Below are 17464 nucleotides of genomic sequence, written 5' to 3'. Positions count from 1 at the left end.
TATCCTTTATGTTGAATTTTATTCTTTATCTTTATTTTTATCTAAATTTTTACTGAGCATCATGCTAGCTAGTCCGCCAAGCGCCAAACCGCCGAAAAATGAAAAATTCGGATTGTTTAAAAGCGCGATAGCGTCCTCTTTGCTGCCTTGCCCAGAGCCTATGCGCTCTAGCGTTTGACTGATTTGTTTAAAGCTATCCGAATCAAAAGCGTTTAAGATATTGTCGCTCGGATTTTGAGCCGTTTGCGCCTGCTCCTCTTGGCTTGCGTTACCCGCACCTTGAAACTGTGCGGCTAAAATTTGAGCCAGTTTTGCTTTGAGAGCTGGGATGTATTCGTTATTTGACGTAGCCCAGAGCCTAAAGCAGACGTCTTTAAAGTTTTCATCGCTCAGGCTGTCGGTCAAATTTTCATAAAACGCGTTTAGCTCAAGCTCGTAGTTTAGGGCTTTTATAAAGCAAGCGTCAAGATCCTCGCACGCTAAAGCGCAAAAAACTTGCGGGTCGGCGGGGTCTGCGTAGGACTTTAAAAGCTCCAGTCCGCTTCGTCTAACTACTAAAATTTGATCAAAAATTTCATCTTTTTTGCAGACGTTTTCGTAAAATTTAATGCCCTGCGACTCTAGTAAAAACACCGCATTTGCGGCTTGCTTTAGCTCCTCATTCATCTTGCGCCGCCGGTAGCTTTTTGAGCTAGATTGTTGATGAGGGCTGAGATTTCGTGTAAATTTTGGCCTTTTAGCAGATCGTCCCACATCTTTTTCGGGAAAATTTCGTGGTCGTATTCGATCGTTGCGGAGCCGATTAGCTTGTTAAATTTAACGTTTTTTATGCCGTCTATTTGCTTGATCGTTTGATCTATTTTTTCTAACGGTAAGCTGTCCGCTTCTTTTTTGATGTCGCTGCTGACGCGGACTCTTAGGCGGCCTGCGACGTGATGGATCGGCGTAAAATACGAAGCTATGCGTAAGACTAACTCCGATGGTATATGTGGCGCTGCGCTCATGTTTCTCCTTTATTTTTTGGCGTATTATCTATTTGCTACGCTTAAATTTAACTGAAACTTTTTTGCATATCGTTATCAAATCATTTTTGATAAATAGGCGCAAAATAGGCTATTTGTTTTGGCACTTTGGACAAATTCCGTATAAAATCATCGCATGACCTTCGAGTTTAAAGCCTGAGCTTTTACAAATTTGCTCTTGTTTTTCTTCTATATATTTATCGAAAAAACTCTCCGCCGCGCCGCATTTTATGCAGATTAGATGGTCGTGATGCGACTTTAAATTTAGCTCGAATTTATTTATCCCGTTCTCTTCAAAACTCAAAACCAGCCCGAAATCCTGCAAAAAATTTAAAAACTGATAAATCGCCGTGAGGCTAACGTTACGTTTAAATTCGCTTTTGATCTTGGCTTGTATCTCGCTTGCGCTAAGATGCTCGTCGCTAGAAAATAAAATTTTTAAAATTTGCTCTTTTGCGGCGGAATTTTTATATCCGTAATCCCGTAAAAGCTCTAAAAATTTCATATAAAATTTATCAAAAGTGTGCATTTTGCCGCCGTTTCAGCCGATTAAAATTACTTCTTATTATAGTAAAAAAAGCTGATAATGCGATAAATTTAAGACCAATTCTCAAAAAATAGGGATTTTGACTAAGCGGTTATAAAGGTTATTTTGGCATAATTCCGCAAAAATTTTAAAAGGGAAGCCATGACGTACGACGAACTAGAGCTTGAGGCGGTTTTGCTAGAGGTTTTGGAAAACCGAGGCAATTTTGAATCGCTTGATGATGAAGAGCTTTTCGAACTTATCGAAGAGGTCGCAAAATATACCGACGGAGATTATGAAGAGGCGTTTGAGTATATGACTCAGTTTTCGCCGATTAATAAAAAAAGATTCGTCTCTCTTTATACGGTTTAGCCGCTAGGCCAAACCGTTTTTCTGCTTAATCATTTAAAATATTTATTCAATACTTCTTTTAGCGTTTTTGTATATCTTGAGTCTTTCGGAGAGTTGTTGTAGATGTCCTCCATATCGTACATTCTATCGTAATAATCATATGTAGCCTCTTTGTCGACCACGATTAAAGATGTATTTATGCTAACGCCTGCAAAAAGGCCTCTGCTTTTACCTCTTAGCGTAGCCCAAGCCGAAATTTCAGGTAGGTCGCTCATTACGCCGGCTTTTTCGCCGGCGGCTAGCACTACGGCATCGGCGCTAAGATCAATTTGGCCTTTACCGTTTATTAGCCCGGCATATGACCTTCTTGATTTAAACAGTACAACAAGGTCGGTTGATTTATAGCCGCCCTGCAGGCCTATACCGCCGCCTTTAAAATTTATAAATATCGGGCTGCTCCATTCATTTTCATCGTTTCTGCCGACGAATATACCATCTCCAGTATGCGTCGTCACCACTAGCCCGCCGCTAACCACATCAGGGATAACCATGATGCCTCTTATTTCGCTAGTATCTTTTAAATTTAGCAGTTTTCTAGAGCCCAAATCGTTTAAGATATCAAATGAAGTTCGTACTTTTTGATTTTGCGTAAAATCCGCGTAAGCAAGCTGGCCTAGCAAAAGCGCACAAGCTGCAAGCTTTAAAAATCTTTTCATTTTCGTTTCCTTTTTCGTAAAATTTACCCGCTATTATAGTATTTTTTTATTAAATTTAAAAATTATTCGTTAAATTTACGTAAAGGATATAAATGAAAAAGATTTTTTTGGCTGTTTTGATATGTTTAAATTTGAGCGCAAAAGGACAGGGCGGTACGCCTAGCGAGACTCAGACGATCGTAAACGGCGACGTCGAGATAGTACAGGTGGAGGCTAAATTTGCAGGAAATTTAAGCATTGACGGTAAGAAAAAGCGCTGGCTTAGCGTGCCGGGGGATGAAAATCTAAAATTTGCCGTCGTTACCGCTAGCTACCGTCAAAAAGGCGAAATAAAGCTAGTAAACGGGCTTAAAAGCGGCGATGAGAAGATAGTTTTTAAGATCGTAGAGGGCGAATACAAAAAAGAAAAAATAACCGTCGAAGGCAGCAAGGTAACGCCGCCAAAAGACGTGCTAAAGCGTATCGAGGAGGAACGCGAGGAGGCGAATAAAATCTACGCCACGGCTAACGTAGGGCTAAAATTTAACTCCAAATTTATCCTACCGATGAGCTCGGCGGTCACGAGTGCGTTTGGTACCGCGCGCGTATTTAACGGCACCTTAAAGAGCTATCACGGCGGCACGGACTTTAGAGCGGCGGTCGGTACGTCCGTTATCGCGGCAAATGACGGCGTAGTCGTCATCGCAAAAGATCGCTACTATGCTGGCGGATCCGTGGTGATAGATCACGGCGAGGGCATTTACACGCAGTACTATCATCTAAGCGCGCTAAACGTAAAAGTCGGACAAAGCGTCAAAAAAGGCGATACCATCGCGCTTAGCGGCTCTAGCGGACGAGTGAGCGGACCGCACCTGCACTTTGGCGTGATCGCCGGCGGCGTGCAGGTAAATCCGCTAAATTTCGTCAAAAAAATCAACGAAATTTTAAATTAACATTTTTTTCACGACTTTTCTTTAAACTTCGCTCATCTTTTTAGAGGAGAGAAAATGAAAAAAGTAGTTTTGATTAGTATGTTGGTTGCGGGCGGGCTTTTTGCCGCTTCGCTTGAAAATAGCACGAACGACGAGCTTTATAAAATGGTCGCAAACGCCGATGCTAAGACGCTTAGCGAGGTAGCGTTTGAGATAGACAAACGCGCGGGCAAGCTAAAATTTGAAGCCAAAGAGGCCAAACGCGGGCTAAAGACCGAAATCAGAAAGAAGTTTGAGGCTATGAGTATTGCCGATAGAGAGCGGTTTATGCGCGAGTTTAGAAACGGCTATAATGCCCAAGTGGGCGCGCTAAGCGTGGCGGAGGCAAAAAAGCTTGATATCGAGCTAAAAGACGGCGATGACGACGATGATTTTCACAAGAAATTTAAGCACGATTTTAAGGGCGGATTTAAACACGGCGGTAAAGGCATGATGGCGCAGGACTGTGCAAATGCCAGAGATTGTAATCAAACCGACGGCTACAAAGGCCCAAAACAGCCGATGAAATAATAAAATTCGAGCTTCCTTTTATGGAGGCTCGAATTTATAAATTTATGAAATTTTACCTTCAAATTTAGATGAAATTTGATAAATTTACGCAGGATCTGTTTGCGGCTAAATTTGAGCGCATGCGGGCAAATTTAGCCGCAAACTTGAGATGTTTGGCGAAAAATTTAGCGCAAAGCTGCGCCGACAGACGGCAAAATCAAGCGGGTAAAACGCCGTAAAACGAGGTAAAAAATAAACCAAAACGGAGCGAAAATGAGTAAAATTTTGATCGTCGAGGACGAAAATATGCTGCTTGAGATGATGTGTGCGTATTTGCGGGCTCAGGGCTACGAGACGGCGGGCGCAAAAAGCTACGACGATGCGTTAAATTTAGCCTACGAGAGCAACTTCGATCTTTGGATATTTGACGTCAAGATCATCGGCGGCAGCGGCTTTGCGCTACTTGGGGAGCTACGAAACGCGGGCAAAAACACGCCTTGTATATTTACGACCTCGCTAAATACGCTTGACGACGTGCAAACCAGCTTTACTAGCGGCTGCGACGACTACATCAAAAAGCCGTTTGAGTTAAAAGAGCTGCATCTGCGCGTGCAAAATTTGCTAAAACGCACCTTCGTGCATAATAAAAACGAGCTGATAAATCTGGGCGAAAATTTGGGCTTTGATATGAATCAGGGCTTGCTGTTTTGTGGCGGCAAGGCTGTCTCGATGCCTAAAAAACAGTCTAGGCTGCTGGCACTCTTACTCAAAAATCAGGATAAATTTTTAAGTAGGGAGGAGATCTACTCTCAAATTTGGGACTACGACGAGAGTCCTAGCGAGCTTAGTTTGCGCGTTTATATCGCGGAGCTGCGTAAAATTTTAGGCAAAGAGCGTATCGTTAGCGCCTCAAAGCTAGGCTATAAATATGTTTAAGCTTTTTACGGCCGCCAGGAGGCAAAGAGTAGGGTGTCGGTCTAAAATTTCATCCAAATTTACGCAAGATTTTTGCCGCTTTAAGCTTCAAATTTTATATCCGCAAGATAGCCGCAAATTTAACCCAAAAGGCGGCAAGTGGCATTTCTAAAATCTCTTAAAAAAGCTTTTGCAGCACTTTCAGACCGTCAAATTTTACCTATATTTTTGCTTTATTTCATCACGAGCGCCGCATTTTTGGTCTTTTTTGCGCAGATGTTTTACGAGCGCGAGAAGCATTTTATACTCGATCGCGACGTCTTTATCGTGCGAGATTTGCAGCATCATCTGCAAAATAAACTACAAAAAAACGGCGAGATAGACGACGATGATTTCGACGACGTCGAGGCTTTTGCCGTAAATTTAAAAACGAGCGAGGAGATCGAGGACGACTTTGAGCCGCGCGAGGGCATGCCGCAAAGATACAAGGATGGAACGAACTCGGTGGTGCAGTTTTATCTAAAAAATCGGCTCGGCGAGGAGGAGTACTATGTCGCAGTCAAGGTCGCGGATCCCGAGTTTGCGATTCTCACGCTAAAACTCAAGATAATATTTTTCTCGTTTATGATACTGCTTGCTATTTTAGTCATAGCTTATTTTATCATCCGTCTTTCGCTGCGCCCACTTTACCGTCGTATCGATTTTTTAAACGGCTTTATCAGGGACACGACGCACGAGATAAACACGCCTCTTAGCGTCATTTTGATGAGTATAGAGATGTTTGAAACCGATCCGAAAAAGTATCTAAACAACATAAAAACCGCCTCCAAAACTATCTCGACGCTATACGAGGATCTCACACTAGTAAAGCTTAGCGGCAAAGAGGACGTAGCGGCGACGAGCTTTAGCCTAAGCGAGTTGGTGCGCGAGAGGATTGGGTACTTTGGGCTAAATTTGGAGCAAAAAAATATAAATTTAAGCACGCAAATCGCCGAAGTGCAGCTGCGCTCATCCTATAAAAAAACGCGAAAAATCATCGACAACCTACTAAGTAACGCCATAAAATACTGCGACGAAAACGGCCGCGTAAGCGTAAATTTAACCCCTGGTGCGCTCGCGATCTCAAACAGCGGTGCAGGCATCGCGAAGGAAAATTTGCCGCGGATTTTTAATCTTTACACGCGGTTTGACGAGCGAAACGGCGGTTTTGGTATCGGGCTTCATATCGTTAAAACCTTTTGCAAGGAGCTTGGGTTTAAAATCTCGTGTAAAAGCGGCGGAGGGCTAACAGAGTTTCGCGTGGAGTTTGGCGGGAGCGCGACGAAAATTTAAGGGGGCGGCGCAAGGTCGGTTTTTGAACCGTAAATTTAAACCTGCTTTTATGGCGTCGAATTTAAGCAGGTTTGATTTGCGGTTTTGCGAGATGAAATTTGGTTTTCGTATCGCCTAATCCGCATGATTCTTGAATTATCTTAATGCTTAATCTTTCCGCAACCGATGGCTTTAAATTTGGCGCAAAAGCAAGATAAATCCTGGTAAAATTTGCGATAAAACTATAAAGGAAAATAAGTATGGGCAAGCGGGACGAGGCACTAAATTTAGCGCGAGATTTCGAATGCGACGGCTTTAGAGTGCCAGATTTATACGAGCGATTTTGGCAGCTGCAAGGTGATGCGGCGGCGTATTTTACGCTAGCGGACAGCCTGCTGCGTGGGCAGCAAGAGGGCGGCACGCTGCTAAAGGACGCTATGGGTTACGTAGGTGAGGAGGATTTTAAAGCTCTGATCGCTACGGCGGTTGAAATTTTGCGCGAGGAGGCGGCAGAGAGGTGCGAAACGAAGCAGAGCGAAAGCGCGGCACAGACGGGCGAGAATGCACGCTCGGTGCGGGCAGACGAAAGTGCAAGCAAAAACGCACGGCAACGCGGAAGAGATGAAAAGAGCGCGCGCTGGAAAAACGCCGAAGAAGTCATCGCTGCGGCGAGTCTTGAGTTCGCACCGTTTTTGCACCCGTATCTGGGCGAGCTTTTTAAATTGCAGCCGAGCGAGAGCGCGTATTATGCGGAGTATCCGTGGCGCGGGCTTAGCTATGAGGGCTCACAAATCTGGTGTGAGAAGCTTGCGGATCCACAGACGAGCAGGGATGAGCGGCAAAAAATTTTTAGCTGCCTGCTGCAAACCCGCGATCCGCGAAACGTAAAATTTGCCTGCGAGTTCGCGCTTGCAGAGGATTTTTTCGACCGTCCGTGCGACCTGTTTGAGTATATCGACTACTGGCTGGAGGCCGTGGGATTTACTTTTGAGCGGGTTAAATTTGGCGCGGACGGCGCGGCTCAAACGGCGGCGGATGAAATTTTAAAAATGGATGTGCTCAAACACGGTGACACAAAGCAAGCTCAAGCGAGCGAAAATTTTAAAGCGTGCGCGGCCGAACACGGCTCTAAATTTAACTCAAACGAATCCGACTCCGATAAATCACAAAAAGCGCCGAACGATGAAATTTGCTTTGACGGCGAGAAATTTAGGCTCAAAAGATACTGCAGACAGCGCGTGTATCACATAAGCTTTCCGCGCGGCTATTTCGGCGCACCATATGCAACGCATCTGGCGAAGCACCATCCGACCTGGCGGTTTGAGAGTGGCGAGGCAGGATATAAGCTCGGCGGGGTCTTGGACGAGGTGGACGGCGATGTGCAAAATCCGCTATTTCATCTTATCACGCTTGATCCGCTGCCCCGCGACTTGCCCGTGCGATCGCTGCCGCGCCTAATCCTCGCCGCTCACGTTAGAGAGGTAAACGAAGGCGAGATAGTCTTTTACGAGCACGACGCGCAGGGTATGCCGTGGCGTATCGGAAATAGGACGCAGGTCGAATACGCCTTTGACGAACCGATAAAGGAGTGCGAAGTAGCACTGGCGCCTACGCCGGCGCGCTGGGCGGCTCAGGACTGGGGGATGTCAAACAGCAGGCAAAACCTCGCGCGCATCGGCGGCGAGCCTTCGTGGATACAGGGCGCCTTGGTGCCGACGTGCCCGATATGCGGCGAAAAGATGGAGTTTTTGATGCAGCTTGATAGCGAGCTTCCAAGCTGCGAGCAAGGCGGCGAGGTGATGTTCGGTAGCGGCGGGATTTTATACGTGTTTTGGTGTGAGCAGACGCGGGTGAGCGGGTTTTTTATGCAGTGTACGTGAGTAAATTTGCTTTTTATAAATTAACCAATAAAATTTGAGCGTATTTGTGTATAACCAAAAATCAGCTAAATATGTTGCTGCAAATCCAATCATTTCGTGTTTGTGTAAGATGAGATTTTAGGCAAAGCCAAACCAGTTAAATTTTACTGATTTTTATGAGAAATCGGATATATAAATTAGAAATTAATAGCAAAAGAGATAAAAATAGCCGGCAAGGGCTAGCAAATTTCCGGCCATTACTTACTGCCAAGGCTAAATTTGCCTTGCCGATCTAATTGCTATTAAATCAAACGTATTCTTTCGTGCGCTTTAGGTCGGTGATTAGCAGAGGATTGTCCTTACGCATCATATCTATGAGCCGCTCTACGCGCTGCGTAGTCGGATCCTCGCGTAGCCACTCTAGCTCGCGCTGCGTAATGCCGACCATTTGTAAAAACTCGACTCTGCCGTTTGGCGTATCTATGCCTCCTAGCACTGGATCTGGCGCGAAGGCGACGCCTGCGAGTTTAGTGTCCGTATTAAGGCGTAGAGGGGAGTTGGTCGGGATAAAATGATAAGCCTCGAACCATTTTTTGCTGCTATAGACGTATTTGGCGAAATTTTGCATAAGAGATATCGCCCAAAAAGGCTCATGCGGGACTACTGAGCCATCACTGGACTTTGAGCCCGGATCGTCCGTAAACGGCACGACACGCATACTAAACTCAAATCCCCAGCCGCTAAATTCCTCCTGAGAGCTTTGGGGATCACAGTAAAGCTCGCTCATGCCAAAGCTTATGAGATGACGGTGCGGAGCGCCTTTGATGGAGTCAAATATACTAACGCCCTCTAGATAATCCTCACCGCCCAGGCTCGCATGTAGCCGAGATGCATAGTGACGCTCGTTTGCGGGATCGTAGATATTTTCTAGCGCGCGTGCTATCGCGTCCCAGCCGGGCACATCGTCTTCGCTAAAATTAGCCTCGTACTCTTGCGTCGTCATTTTAGTAGATTGCGTTAAGCGCGGGTACTATATATAAAATTTGCAAATTTAAGGGAATGGGGATAAATTTAAAAAGCTAAAATTTACGCCCGATATTTAGGCGTAAATTTCATCCACGATAGTATCTACGAAATCGTGCGGGTCAAATTTGACTAGATCGTTCATCGTCTCTCCGGTGCCGATGTAGAGTATCGGTAGCTCTAGCTCGCGCGCGACGCCAAAAAGCGCTCCGCCCTTTGGCGTGCCGTCAAGCTTGGTGATGATGACGCCGTCAAGGCTCACGATGTCGTTAAAGGCTTTTGCTTGAGCGAGGCCTGCGTTGCCCTGCGTGCCGTCGAGGATGAGAATCTTGCGGTGCGGTGCGCCTGCGTATGCTCTGTCTGCGATGCGGACGATCTTGCTTAGCTCATTGGCTAAATTAGTTTGATTTTGCAGGCGACCTGCGGTGTCTAGGATGACGTTGTCTAGGTTTTTAGCCACGGCCGAGCTGATCGTGTCAAAGGCGACCGCAGACGGATCGTGACCCTGCTGCGTAGCGACGATAGTAACGTCAGTTCTGATAGCCCACTGACGTAGCTGCTCGATGGCGCCAGCTCTAAACGTATCACAGGCGCCTAAAATAACGCTTTTGCCTTCATTTTTATATAAATTTGCAAGCTTTGCGATCGTGGTCGTTTTGCCAGCTCCGTTGACGCCCAAAATCAGCTCCACGAAAGGCTTTCCGACTTTTGCCTCGCGCTCGTTTTCGTATATGAAGTAGGTATTTAAAAGCCGCTTTAGGTCGTCTTTTTTTACTTCGTTTTGCGGCGGCAGGTAGTAGAGGACCTCCTCGACGATCTCGTAGGCGATGTCGGCTTCAAGTAGGATCTCTTCTAAAATTTCCTTTGAGATTTTTTTGTCGGCTGGTTTTGACGAGCGGATCGCCGCGAGCGTCTTATCAAGCCCCTTTTTTAAAAAGCCAAACATTAGTTGATTACCTTATTTATATCGCTTTCTAGCATCTCTTCTGGCACGAGCCCGACGTAGTGCGTGGCGTATTCGCCGTTTGGTTTATAAAGCACCATGTACGGGATGCCTACGACGCCGCCTAGAGCCTTTGCGAAGAGGAAGTTGTTTTCGCCGTAGCTAATGCCGAAATTTATCTTAAATTTCTTCATAAACGCGTCTATCTCGTCTTTTGATTTGTCTTCCATCAGTACGCTTACGATTTTTAGCTTACCTTTAAATTTATCGTTTAGATTATTTAGGTGCGGTATTTCGGCCTTACAAGGCGGACACCAGGTGGCGAAAAAATTAAACAAAATCGCCTCGTCGTTACCCTCGACTTTAAAGCCTTTGTCGAATTTTTGCAGTGTCATCTTGCTCTCGTCCATGAGAGTTAGATCAAAAGGCGCTTCTAGGCTTGCACTTTGGCTTTGGCTAGGAGCAGACGTAGTTGTTGTTGGAGTCGCGTCGCTAGTTTTGTTTGCGTCGCTTTTATTTTCATTGTCGCAGCCGCCTAAAAATAGAGCTAAAAATGGTATAATCAGAAGAGTTTTTTTCATATTTTTCCTATTTTGAAATTTGGAAGAAATTATACATAAAATTTATGAAACGAGCGTTAAATTTGACAAAAGAATATTTTAGGCGCGACGCCAAACGGATTTTAAAAAAAGAGGTTCAAATTTCGGCGCGAGCGAAACACTATAAGATGTTTAAGCCGCTTTTAAATTTACTAACCGAGCTTAAAGCCAAACGGATTTTGATTTTTAACCCCCTTTCTTATGAGCCAAATTTTTATATTTTAAAGCGCGAACTAGCCAAAAAGTATGAAATTTTCGCTCCGTTTATGCTTGGTATTAGTTTAGAAATGGTAAAATCCAGGCTACCGCTTGTATCTCGGACGAAATTTGGCGTAAAAGAGCCGTTAAGCACCAAGATATTTAAAAAGCGTATAGACGTAGCCGTAGTTCCGGCTCTCGGGGTGGACGGAAATATGGCGCGAATAGGACACGGTAAAGGTTTTTATGATAGATTTTTTGCAAATTTGCCTTACCGACCTACCTTGATATTCGTTGAAATTTTAGACAATTTTACAAATGAAATCATATCTGAAGATCACGACGCTACTTGTGATTTTTACCTGACCCCGAGCAAAATTTACGTAAAAAGAGGAATCTATGATAGAAATTTTAATCGGCTTAGGAACAGGTGCGGCGGGCGCTGGTGTAGGCTATCTCATCGCTAAAAAAATCAACGACGCAAACTACAATATATTTTTAGAACAAGCAAAAGCAAAGGCTAAAGCGATAGAATTTGAGGCCGAGCGCACGCTAAAAGACGCTAAAATCCAAGTCCAAGAGGCTGAATTTGAAGCTAAGAAAAAATACGACGACAAAACCGTAAAACTACAAAAAGAGTACACGCAAAAATTTGAAGAAATCGGTAAAAAAGAGCAAACTCTGCTAAATGAGCAAGAAATTTTAAACGAAAGCAGGGCCGAGCTAGAAAAATCCCGAAATGAAGCAAAAAACATGTACGAGGAAGGGCTTGGGCTAAAAGCAAGCTATCAAGCCAAACTACAAGAGGCGCTAAAGGTACTCGAACACGCCGCCGGCCTAACGCAAGAAGAGGCGCGCGAAGAGGTGCTAAAAAAAGTAGAGGAAAAAAGCCGCGCCGAGATCGCTCACATCGTGCGAAAACACGAGGAAGAGGCTAAGCGCGAGGCTAAAAAGCGGGTTAACTACATCCTGGCGCAGGCTACGTCGAGGTTTGCGGGAGAGTTTGCTGCCGAGCGCCTGATAAACGTTGTAGATATCAAAAATGACGAGCTAAAAGGCCGTATAATCGGCAAAGAAGGCCGCAATATCAAGACTCTGGAAATGGTGCTCGGCGTAGATATCATCATCGACGATATGCCGCACGCTATCACGCTAAGCAGCTTTAACCTCTACCGAAGAGCGATTGCTACGCGCGTGATAGAGCTTTTGGTGCAAGACGGCCGCATACAGCCGGCAAGGATAGAAGATCTGCACAAAAAAGTATGCGAAGAATTTGAAGCATCAATCCTAGAGGAGGGCGAAAATATCGTCATCGACCTGGGCCTTAGCAAAATCCATCCCGAGATAATGAAGCTAATCGGCAAGCTAAAATTTAGAGCCAGCTACGGACAAAACGCCCTAGCGCACAGCCTCGAGGTAGCGCATCTTGCCGGCATCATAGCGGCTGAAACGGGCGGGGACGAAAAATTAGCCAAAAGAGCGGGCTTGCTACACGATATCGGCAAGGCCTTGACGCATGAATTTGAGGGTAGCCACGTGGATCTAGGCGCTGAAATTTGCAAACGCTACAAAGAACATCCTGTCGTCATAAACGCTATCTATGCTCACCACGGACACGAGGAGGCCACTAGCGTAGAAAGCGCCGCCGTTTGCGCTGCGGACGCTCTAAGTGCGGCTCGTCCGGGAGCTCGTAGAGAGGTGTTGGAGAGCTTCCTGAAACGCGTCGAAGAGATAGAAAACATCGCAAAAAGCAAAGAGGGTATCAAGCAGGCATACGCGATAAACGCCGGTCGCGAGATCCGCGTCATCGCAAACGCCAAGCTCATAAACGACGATGAAGCGGTACTAGTAGCTAAAGAAATCGCCGCAGAGATCGAGAGCAAGGTGCAATATCCGGGCGAGATCAAGGTAAACGTGATCCGCGAAACTAGAGCCATAGAAATGGCGAAATAGGTCAAATTTAGGTAGAAAATGAGAAAAATTTTACTAGCGATTTTTTGCGTTTTAGCGCTCGCGGCAAACGACGAACTCGTGCTAAACGCATCAAATTCTTTTACGACGACGATGCGTAAAAACTCTGATGCGCCGGTTAAGGCTTTGCTTCAAAACGCAAAAGCGGTCGTCGTTTTTCCGAGCATTACTAAAGTCGGCTTCGTGCTGGGCGGTATGCACGGCAAGGGCGTGATGCTTGTTGGAAACCCGTATGCGCCAAGCGAAATGATGGTCGTGGATATCAGCGGCGGCAGTATCGGGTTGCAAGTAGGCTACGAAAATAGCTCGCTCGTGCTATTTATCCTAAAAGATAGCCTGGTGGCCGACATAAAAGACGCCAAAATCACGATAAACGCCGACGCATCGTTTGCATTTGCCGATACGGGCAAATTTTACGGCAGAGTGAGCGATTTTAGCTTTACTAGCGACATTTATGCGTATACGGACAACGACGGGTTTTTCGCGGGGGCGAGCTTTGGCGGAGCGGTGCTGGCTAAAACTAGCGACGCACCTCTAAGGATGGATAGCTACGGATACAACGCGCTAATGAGCGCTATCTCAAAATACTAAAGGCCAAATTTGCAAGAGATGCTAACCTCGCTATCGACCTACGGGTACGTGATAGTGTTTTTATATTCGCTTGGGGGCGGCATGGTGGCTATTATAGCAGCCGGTGTGCTGGCTCACCTTGGCAAGATGGACATAACCGTGAGTATCGTGCTGGCAGCCGCAGCCAACGCTATCGGCGATACGCTGCTTTTTTACGTCAGCAGGTATAACCGTGCCGCCGTGATGCCGTATTTGGCTAGACATAAACGCAAGCTTGCCTTCTCTCAAATTTTATTCAAGCAGCACGGAAATAAAATAATATTTTTCAAAAAATTTATCTACGGACTAAAAACCCTCATTCCGCTTGCTATCGGGCTTACAAAGTATTCGTTTGCTAAATTTAGCGTCATAAACGTTGTTAGCGCGGTAGCTTGGGCGATTTTGCTCGGGCTAGGCAGCTTTTGGGCGGGCGAGGCATTTGAGCGGGCGTGGAATTTTATGGGCGAAAACGGCTGGCTGATGCCGGTTGCGATGTTTTCGCTACTGACGCTCATCTGGGTATATCTACAAAAAGCAACAAAAAAGAAAGGAAGGTCGGAATGAAAAAGTTACTCATTGTATTGGTGATTATAGCCGGCGTGGTTTTTGGCGGGCTAAAATTTAACGCAAACAAGGTGGAGGAAAAATATAACGAGGCTTTGAACCTAATCAAAGCAAACGGTATGGAGGTCAAAAACAGCGTATTTGAGGGCGGTCTGCTAAAATCGCACGCAAACTACGACGTGGTTTTGTCTAAAAACTACATAAACGAGCTCGTCTCTCTTGGCGAAGAGTACGGCGCGCCCGAGGATCTGGCGATAAAAATCGATATGAATATCTCGCATGGATTTGACAGCTTGCTGGGTAAATTTGAGGTTGCGGGCGATGCCGAGTTTTTAAACGACCCGTATAAAAATTTCATCAAAGAGATATTTGATACGACTAGACCTATTAAATTTCATGCCGACGGCGCTTCTGGAGGAGATAAAAAATTCGTCTTTGAGCTGGTTGGAGTGCAAAAAGAACAAGACGGCAATAAGCTAAATCTCGCCAAATCGTTTTTAAATTTTGATATAAACGGCGAAAAGAAAATAACCGGAGCTACTTTTGTAAACGACTTTATCGATTTTGCTAGCAAACAAGGCGTCGCTATAAAGATAAAAAATATCGACTACGACGTGAAGTACGAAACTCCGATCGAGCCGAAAATGATCTCTAAAGCGCTTGTAAATAGTGCTTATAAATTTGAACTTGGCGGTATAGACGTCATTTCGGGTGCCGAGGCGCTACAAATCGGAAAGATAGCGAGCGACTCAAAACTAACCGTGCTAAGCGATACTTTAACGCAGGATGATACGAGCACTATAGAGAAAATAAAATATGGAAAATATGAATTTAAAGACTTTTTGATCAAAACGAAATTTTCAAATTTAGACAAAGGCGCGTTTGAAGATATTATTAACGCAAAGGGAGAGCCTGAAGCTCAGCTTGCGGCCATAATGCAAGCACTTGATAAATTTATAAAAAGAGCGCCGAAACTTACATTTGACAATTTAAATTTTAAAAATGCGGCAGGCAAGAGCTATGTCTCAAATTTTGAGATTTCTATCGATCCGGACGGCATAGATACTCAAAATCTGCTCGAAAATATCCCGACTGCTATAAATTTTAGCGGTAAAATCGAGCTTGATACGACGCCTGGTGGGTTTGTATTCGGTAGTGGTGAGGAAAAAGAGGGGATAGATGCTATGCTCGTAAACGGCGGACTATTTATAGAAAACGGCGGCAAATACGTAACTATCTTTAAATACAATAAAAGAACGCAAGATTTAATCTTTAACGAAAATTTATCCCTAAAATCTCTTCTTCAATAAAATTTAGCATGCTTAGACAAATTTTATGTTTGTTTAAGCATGTTTTCTATATAATTCACTTTCCGCTTCACAGAAAGCGAGTTTTTTAAATTAACACTGTTAAACTAATTAGTCAATCTTTGAAATCTAAACAAGTGATCGATTGAGCCAATCTTTTATCAGGCTTTCCTTGGAAAGTAGATAAGAGATAAAACTAATTAATAAAATTAAAGTTTTTTGATTAAAACTTCATAATAAAATCCTAATATCTTTAATGATTTAGGTAATTTAATATGGAGAGTTTGATCCTGGCTCAGAGTGAACGCTGGCGGCGTGCCTAATACATGCAAGTCGAACGGAGATTAAGTAGCTTGCTATTTAATCTTAGTGGCGCACGGGTGAGTAATATATAGCTAACTTGCCCATTACTAAGGGACAACAGTTGGAAACGACTGCTAATACCTTATACTCCGTATCTATATAAGTAGATACGGGAAAGTTTTTCGGTAATGGATAGGGCTATATCGTATCAGCTAGTTGGTAAGGTAATGGCTTACCAAGGCTATGACGCGTAACTGGTCTGAGAGGATGATCAGTCACACTGGAACTGAGACACGGTCCAGACTCCTACGGGAGGCAGCAGTAGGGAATATTGCTCAATGGGGGAAACCCTGAAGCAGCAACGCCGCGTGGAGGATGACACTTTTCGGAGCGTAAACTCCTTTTCTTGGGAAAGAATTATGACGGTACCCAAGGAATAAGCACCGGCTAACTCCGTGCCAGCAGCCGCGGTAATACGGAGGGTGCAAGCGTTACTCGGAATCACTGGGCGTAAAGGACGCGTAGGCGGATTATCAAGTCTCTTGTGAAATCTAACGGCTTAACCGTTAAACTGCTTGGGAAACTGATAATCTAGAGTAAGGGAGAGGCAGATGGAATTCTTGGTGTAGGGGTAAAATCCGTAGAGATCAAGAAGAATACCCATTGCGAAAGCGATCTGCTGGAACTTAACTGACGCTAATGCGTGAAAGCGTGGGGAGCAAACAGGATTAGATACCCTGGTAGTCCACGCCCTAAACGATGTATACTAGTTGTTGCTTCGCTAGTCGAGGCAGTAATGCACCTAACGGATTAAGTATACCGCCTGGGGAGTACGGTCGCAAGATTAAAACTCAAAGGAATAGACGGGGACCCGCACAAGCGGTGGAGCATGTGGTTTAATTCGAAGATACGCGAAGAACCTTACCCGGACTTGATATCTAACAAATCATCCAGAGATGGAAGAGTGTCTGCTTGCAGAAATGTTAAGACAGGTGCTGCACGGCTGTCGTCAGCTCGTGTCGTGAGATGTTGGGTTAAGTCCCGCAACGAGCGCAACCCACGTCATTAGTTGCTAACGGTTCGGCCGAGCACTCTAATGAGACTGCCTTCGCAAGGAGGAGGAAGGTGTGGACGACGTCAAGTCATCATGGCCCTTATGTCCGGGGCGACACACGTGCTACAATGGCATATACAATGAGACGCAATATCGCGAGATGGAGCAAATCTATAAAATATGTCCCAGTTCGGATTGGAGTCTGCAACTCGACTCCATGAAGCCGGAATCGCTAGTAATCGTAGATCAGCCATGCTACGGTGAATACGTTCCCGGGTCTTGTACTCACCGCCCGTCACACCATGGGAGTTGATTTCACTCGAAGCCCAAATACCAAACCGGTTATGGTCCACAGTGGAATCAGCGACTGGGGTGAAGTCGTAACAAGGTAACCGTAGGAGAACCTGCGGTTGGATCACCTCCTTTCTAGAGTACAACGAATATTCTCTCACAAGATATTCGTCAAAGGAAAATTTAGGTTATCGCTATAGATAATCTACTCAATCGACCTTGTTTAGTTTTGAAAGATTGACACAAACCTTTAGGGGCCTATAGCTCAGCTGGTTAGAGTGCACCCCTGATAAGGGTGAGGTCACAAGTTCAAGTCTTGTTAGGCCCACCAGAGAATTTAATTGGGGAATTAGCTCAGCTGGGAGAGCGCCTGCTTTGCACGCAGGAGGTCAGCGGTTCGATCCCGCTATTCTCCACCATGATTAGTTTAACATAATAGATA

The 17464-nt window shown here is 45.1% G+C and carries 19 protein-coding genes, 2 tRNA genes and 1 rRNA gene; 15 read left to right on the top strand and 7 right to left on the bottom strand.

Going from position 1 to position 17464, the window contains the following annotated elements; all coding sequences use genetic code 11:
* Positions 1-18 precede the first annotated feature (18 nt).
* From CSHOW_RS06720 to CSHOW_RS06710, 3 genes are all read right to left on the bottom strand, one after another.
* Positions 19-666 carry a hypothetical protein gene (locus tag CSHOW_RS06720; protein ID WP_002946903.1) on the bottom strand — a complete coding sequence of 216 codons (648 nt, stop codon included), beginning with the start codon at positions 664-666 and terminating at the stop codon, positions 19-21.
* Positions 663-1004, bottom strand: a complete 342-nt coding sequence (locus CSHOW_RS06715) for an HMA2 domain-containing protein (protein ID WP_002946902.1) — start codon at positions 1002-1004, stop codon at positions 663-665. Before CSHOW_RS06715 ends, CSHOW_RS06720 begins: the two co-directional genes overlap by 4 nt.
* Before the next feature lie 109 nt (positions 1005-1113).
* Positions 1114-1551: a Fur family transcriptional regulator gene (locus CSHOW_RS06710; RefSeq protein WP_002946901.1), complete on the bottom strand. Its 438-nt coding sequence runs from the start codon at positions 1549-1551 to the stop codon at positions 1114-1116.
* Between the two features lie 159 nt (positions 1552-1710).
* Between CSHOW_RS06710 and CSHOW_RS06705 the strand changes: the two genes are divergently transcribed.
* Positions 1711-1920 carry a hypothetical protein gene (locus tag CSHOW_RS06705; protein ID WP_002945385.1) on the top strand — a complete coding sequence of 70 codons (210 nt, stop codon included), beginning with the start codon at positions 1711-1713 and terminating at the stop codon, positions 1918-1920.
* Positions 1921-1949: 29 nt separating this feature from the next.
* Here CSHOW_RS06705 and CSHOW_RS06700 read toward each other — a convergent pair whose 3' ends face one another.
* The gene (locus CSHOW_RS06700) at positions 1950-2615 is read right to left on the bottom strand and encodes a lipid-binding SYLF domain-containing protein (RefSeq protein WP_002946900.1); all 666 of its coding nucleotides are present in this window, start codon (positions 2613-2615) and stop codon (positions 1950-1952) included.
* A 92-nt stretch (positions 2616-2707) separates the two neighbouring features.
* On the opposite strand from CSHOW_RS06700, the gene pgp3 reads away from it, so the two are divergent.
* From pgp3 to CSHOW_RS06670, 6 genes are all read left to right on the top strand, one after another.
* Entirely contained in the window at positions 2708-3547 is an 840-nt protein-coding gene (gene pgp3, locus CSHOW_RS06695; RefSeq protein WP_002946899.1) for a peptidoglycan metallopeptidase Pgp3, read from the top strand.
* 54 nt (positions 3548-3601) lie between these two features.
* Complete coding sequence (locus CSHOW_RS06690) at positions 3602-4096, top strand: DUF1104 domain-containing protein (protein WP_002946898.1); 495 nt, start codon at positions 3602-3604, stop codon at positions 4094-4096.
* Positions 4097-4164: 68 nt separating this feature from the next.
* Positions 4165-4314 carry a hypothetical protein gene (locus tag CSHOW_RS06685; RefSeq protein ID WP_002946896.1) on the top strand — a complete coding sequence of 50 codons (150 nt, stop codon included), beginning with the start codon at positions 4165-4167 and terminating at the stop codon, positions 4312-4314.
* Positions 4315-4348: 34 nt separating this feature from the next.
* The gene (locus CSHOW_RS06680; RefSeq protein ID WP_002946894.1) at positions 4349-5011 is read left to right on the top strand and encodes a response regulator transcription factor; all 663 of its coding nucleotides are present in this window, start codon (positions 4349-4351) and stop codon (positions 5009-5011) included.
* A gap of 138 nt (positions 5012-5149) precedes the next feature.
* The gene (locus tag CSHOW_RS06675; protein WP_002946891.1) at positions 5150-6322 is read left to right on the top strand and encodes a sensor histidine kinase; all 1173 of its coding nucleotides are present in this window, start codon (positions 5150-5152) and stop codon (positions 6320-6322) included.
* 239 nt (positions 6323-6561) lie between these two features.
* A complete protein-coding gene (locus tag CSHOW_RS06670) occupies positions 6562-8181 on the top strand; it encodes a hypothetical protein (RefSeq protein WP_171992814.1) in 1620 nt (539 codons plus the stop codon).
* A gap of 286 nt (positions 8182-8467) precedes the next feature.
* On the opposite strand, the gene CSHOW_RS06665 is transcribed toward CSHOW_RS06670, so the two are convergent.
* The 3 genes from CSHOW_RS06665 to CSHOW_RS06655 form a co-directional block, all read right to left on the bottom strand.
* Positions 8468-9163, bottom strand: coding sequence for a suppressor of fused domain protein (locus tag CSHOW_RS06665; protein WP_002948889.1), 696 nt, complete (start codon positions 9161-9163; stop codon positions 8468-8470).
* A gap of 96 nt (positions 9164-9259) precedes the next feature.
* A complete protein-coding gene (gene ftsY, locus CSHOW_RS06660; protein WP_002948891.1) occupies positions 9260-10129 on the bottom strand; it encodes a signal recognition particle-docking protein FtsY in 870 nt (289 codons plus the stop codon).
* On the bottom strand, positions 10129-10707 hold the full coding sequence (locus CSHOW_RS06655) for a TlpA family protein disulfide reductase (protein WP_002948893.1): 579 nt from the start codon (positions 10705-10707) through the stop codon (positions 10129-10131). The genes ftsY and CSHOW_RS06655 overlap by 1 nt, the downstream gene beginning before the upstream one ends.
* Positions 10708-10751: 44 nt before the next feature.
* Between CSHOW_RS06655 and CSHOW_RS06650 the strand changes: the two genes are divergently transcribed.
* The 8 genes from CSHOW_RS06650 to CSHOW_RS06615 all read left to right on the top strand — a co-directional run bounded on the left by CSHOW_RS06650 (position 10752) and on the right by CSHOW_RS06615 (position 17441).
* Positions 10752-11390: a 5-formyltetrahydrofolate cyclo-ligase gene (locus tag CSHOW_RS06650; protein WP_039895340.1), complete on the top strand. Its 639-nt coding sequence runs from the start codon at positions 10752-10754 to the stop codon at positions 11388-11390.
* Positions 11323-12876: a ribonuclease Y gene (rny, locus tag CSHOW_RS06645; RefSeq protein WP_002948894.1), complete on the top strand. Its 1554-nt coding sequence runs from the start codon at positions 11323-11325 to the stop codon at positions 12874-12876. The genes CSHOW_RS06650 and rny overlap by 68 nt, the downstream gene beginning before the upstream one ends.
* 18 nt (positions 12877-12894) lie before the next feature.
* Positions 12895-13485: a lipid-binding SYLF domain-containing protein gene (locus CSHOW_RS06640; RefSeq protein WP_002948895.1), complete on the top strand. Its 591-nt coding sequence runs from the start codon at positions 12895-12897 to the stop codon at positions 13483-13485.
* Positions 13486-13494: 9 nt separating this feature from the next.
* Positions 13495-14067, top strand: a complete 573-nt coding sequence (locus CSHOW_RS06635; RefSeq protein ID WP_002948896.1) for a DedA family protein — start codon at positions 13495-13497, stop codon at positions 14065-14067.
* Complete coding sequence (locus tag CSHOW_RS06630) at positions 14064-15377, top strand: DUF945 family protein (protein WP_002948897.1); 1314 nt, start codon at positions 14064-14066, stop codon at positions 15375-15377. The genes CSHOW_RS06635 and CSHOW_RS06630 overlap by 4 nt, the downstream gene beginning before the upstream one ends.
* Before the next feature lie 269 nt (positions 15378-15646).
* Positions 15647-17157: ribosomal RNA gene (locus CSHOW_RS06625) — 16S ribosomal RNA — on the top strand.
* A 119-nt stretch (positions 17158-17276) separates the two neighbouring features.
* Positions 17277-17353, top strand: a tRNA-Ile gene (locus CSHOW_RS06620).
* A gap of 12 nt (positions 17354-17365) precedes the next feature.
* Positions 17366-17441: transfer RNA gene (locus CSHOW_RS06615), tRNA-Ala, on the top strand.
* Positions 17442-17464 lie beyond the last annotated feature (23 nt).

Origin of the sequence: Campylobacter showae (genome assembly GCF_004803815.1) — a bacterium.
Lineage (GTDB): Bacteria > Campylobacterota > Campylobacteria > Campylobacterales > Campylobacteraceae > Campylobacter_A > Campylobacter_A showae.
The sequence above is the reverse complement of the archived record's forward strand: the minus strand, read 5'-3'. Positions and strand labels throughout refer to the sequence as shown.